Consider the following 436-nt stretch of genomic DNA (forward strand, 5'->3'; position numbering starts at 1 on the left):
GTTTTCGAAAAAAGAAGAGAAACAGGGCAGTCTGTGAAGCCGGTAAATGGCTGGGCGGAGTGCTCATGATAAGGAGGTACGGCATGAGGATGCTGATAAAAAATGTCCGGATTGTGAGTCCGGGAAATGGACTCGACAGGATTGGGGACATCGCTGTTTCGGACGGAACCATTCTTCGCGTTGGAGAGTGCGCGGAGCCGGAGGATAAATTTGATACGGTCATCGACGGCCGGGGACTTGTTGCGGCGCCGGGACTTGTGGATGTACACGTCCATTTCCGGGATCCGGGACTTACGTATAAAGAAGATATTCATACCGGCGCTGCCGCTGCGGCAAAAGGCGGTTTTACGACGGTTGTCTGTATGGCGAATACGAAGCCGCCGGTGGATAATGTGGAGACGCTCCGGTACGTTCTCGAGGAGGGGAAAAAGACCGG

1 protein-coding gene is annotated in these 436 nt (G+C 54.1%); it reads left to right on the forward strand.

Features of this window, described 5'->3' with window-relative positions; all coding sequences use genetic code 11:
* Positions 1-65 precede the first annotated feature (65 nt).
* On the forward strand, positions 66-436 hold a 371-nt coding region (locus NE664_14260; GenBank protein MCQ4727799.1), incomplete at its 3' end, for an amidohydrolase family protein.

The sequence above is a fragment of the Anaerotignum faecicola genome, from assembly GCA_024460105.1.
In the GTDB taxonomy this organism is placed as follows: Bacteria; Bacillota; Clostridia; order Lachnospirales; family Anaerotignaceae; genus JANFXS01.